General features: G+C 35.3%; 1 protein-coding gene and 1 pseudogene. One reads left to right on the top strand and one right to left on the bottom strand.

Translation table 11 applies throughout. The features are described from left to right. Positions 1-63 precede the first annotated feature (63 nt). Positions 64-387: pseudogene (locus tag EPK97_RS22675) on the top strand (cytochrome c oxidase subunit II); the annotation flags it as partial. A gap of 119 nt (positions 388-506) precedes the next feature. On the opposite strand, the gene EPK97_RS21060 reads toward EPK97_RS22675, so the two are convergent. Continuing rightward, the gene (locus EPK97_RS21060) at positions 507-815 is read right to left on the bottom strand and encodes a hypothetical protein (protein ID WP_162038584.1); all 309 of its coding nucleotides are present in this window, start codon (positions 813-815) and stop codon (positions 507-509) included. Between the last annotated feature and the right edge of the window lie 2,023 nt (positions 816-2,838).

The following is a 2,838-nucleotide window of genomic DNA, read 5'->3' as shown; positions in this document are numbered from 1 at the left end:
GAAGAAGTGGTCTTTCCTGAAATCAGGTCTAAAGTAGTAGGACATCAGTGATATTGGTCTTATGAAAAATATTCTGAAATTGATGGGGAGTCAAATTTCGACTCTTACATAAAAAGTAGTCTTTTCTCCTCAGACCCTCGCTTACTCGCTTGCGATAGGTCTATGAAGACCTATTGTGGGGCAGAAACTCGCTTGTTAGTGACAAGAGCTGATGTGATTCATTCTTGAGCTGTCCCTTCCTTTGGTGTAAAGGTGGATGCCGTTCCTGGCCGAATCAATCAATTAGGGTTTATTCCTAAACAAGTTGGCGAGTATTTTGGCCAATGCTCAGAAGTTTGTGGAGCAATGCACAGATTTATACCTATTAGAGTAAAAGTAGCCCCTTAGAAAATGAGAGAATTTGTGATATTTTCTTTTGTAACTTTATTTAGCTCCGCAAGAGCTACTCCTCAGGGAGTAGTAATGTTAGTTATTGCAACCTCGGCTTCTGGGGTCATTATTTTACTTTATTCTAGGACGATTTGGCCAGGGGCTTTGTTCTTGTTAGGGATTGTTGGGGGTTTAACTGTTTTACTAAGGTTTACATTTATAATATTTCCAAAGGAAAGATTTAAAGAGAGGGAGAAATTACTTCTTCTAAAGAAGTCAAATCTTTTGACTCTATTCTTCAGTTTGTTCTTTTGCTTTCTGTATACTGACGAGGAAAGTCCTTTCTGATTTGGTTCTGAAAGAGCGAGAGGGGGTAATTCTTCTTTCTGTTTTGACAGCTTAAGAGAGTGTTTTTCTTCAAGCTCTTTCTCTTTACTAATTTTCATTTTCCTATTTTTATTTCTTATTCTATTAAGGGTAGAAACAATTACAAAGTTGATTGTTTAAAGCCCTTAAGGGCTTTAGTTTATAAAAACTACTCTATTGCAAAGAGTGAAAAAGCAATTACTAATTTGCTTAAGTCTTTAAAAAGAAGATTTTCTTTAGAAGGAAATTCTTCATGGACGTGATTTGAAAATCAGTCTAATAAACCCCTCAAAAGGTTGAGTCTCTGACTCCTTTTTGGGGGGGGAAAGGGGGGGGAGAAATATAGAAATGAAGAAAGAAGAATGAAGAAAGAAGAATGAAGATAGAAGTAGATATAGATAACAACAAAGCGTAACTAAATATATAATAAGGGGTAGGGGGGGAAAACAAAATAAAATAATAGAGGGGCTAGCCCCTCTATTACAGGGAGGCCCTCCCTGTTAATAAGCTAATGGGCTGAGTTCTCAGACCATTATTACTCAGTACATAGAACTCACTCATATAGACGAAGATTAAACTTATAACATAATAACATAGCATAAACATAGACATACAGACCCTTTGTAGATTAATAACATACTTAATTATATAAATAAGCATAAATAATACACAGTAACAGCCAAACACTCCTACCAAAATCATAAGTTCTGACAAAAGGTATATAGGGGAAGTCAGAACTTCCTTAATCAACCCTTTCAAACTAACAAGTTCTGACAAAGGGCAGAAGAGGGGTCAGAACTTCCTTAATCACTTCATTATTTAAAACATAAATAAATAATGATACTCTCTATCAAACTAACAAGTTCTGACAGAGGGCAGAAGAGGGGTCAGAACTTCCTTACCGGTACTATTCAAACTGATAAGTTCTGACAAGGGGCAGAAGGGGAGTCAGAACTTCCTCACCATCTCATTATTTAAAGCATAATCAAATAATGATCCTATTCGGAACTTATAAGTTCTGACAAGGGGCAATAGAGAGGTCAGAACTTCCTTAATCATCTCATTATTTAAACTATAATCAAATAATGACACTTTATCAAACTGATAAGTTCTGACAAAGGGCACTAGGGGAGTCAGAACTTCCTCAACCACTAATTATTTAAACATATAAATAAAATAATTAGATCCTTTCAAGCTATCAAGTTCTGACAGAGGGCAGAAGAGGGGTCAGAACTTCCTTACCAACCCTCTACCAAACTGATAAGTTCTGACAGAGGGCAATAAGGGAGTCAGAACTTCCTCATCAACTAATTATTTAGACATTAAAATAAAATAATTAGACACTATCAAGCTATCAAGTTCTGACAAGGGGCAATAGAGAGGTCAGAACTAAAATAACACAGAATCCAGAGCGTTCTAACAGGGTAATCCAGGGTATAGAGGGCGCTCTGGATTGTAAGTTTAAGCTTACCTGTGGTATTGTATTCAAGGGAATACACACAAAAGTGTGAGTGTGTGAACATTACAAAATGTAATGTAAATGTGCCTCAAATAGCCCCATCTATGTGATCTATTTTTAGAATTTTATCAAATTTAGTTTTTTTAAGGTCTATTGTGATTCTTAGATATGATAAAATCACACCTTTAAAGGGTGTCCCTTGTTTTTCCTCTAGAAAGACTAGAAAAGTTTTTTCATGAAATTTAATTTTATATGATTTATAGAATAATGTCAATTTTTGACCCTTCGTCTCTAAACTATAGATTTTCTTATAAGTGAGTAAGAAGACTTTCCTTTTTCCTGTTTATGAGAGGTAGATTCTGAGTCGTGGACTCAAGAGTTAAACTCTTTTTAACTTCAATCTCTAAAGGACTAAGACTGTCCTTAAAAGGAATATTCTTTGACTGGAAACAACATTCTTTGTTGCTTTTGAGATTATTTGTAATAATCTTTTTCTTTAATTTAACCGGGTTACTACCCTTTTCATTCTCTAATTCAGCCCATTTATTATGAGGAGTGACAATTTGTCTTCCGATGTGGGCTGCAGGAGTCATTTTCATGACTAGAAACAGGATTGAGTGAACTTTAGCTCACTTCCTTCCAAC

Origin of the sequence: Chengkuizengella sediminis (assembly GCF_010078385.1) — a bacterium.
Classification (GTDB): Bacteria; Bacillota; Bacilli; order Paenibacillales; family KCTC-33759; genus Chengkuizengella; species Chengkuizengella sediminis.
The sequence above is the reverse complement of the archived record's forward strand: the minus strand, read 5'-3'. Positions and strand labels throughout refer to the sequence as shown.

Coding starts and splice junctions, on each gene's coding strand:
- EPK97_RS21060 (WP_162038584.1), bottom strand. CDS start 815: ATGAAAATTAGTAAAGAGAAAGAGCTTGAAGAAAAACACTCTCTTAAG.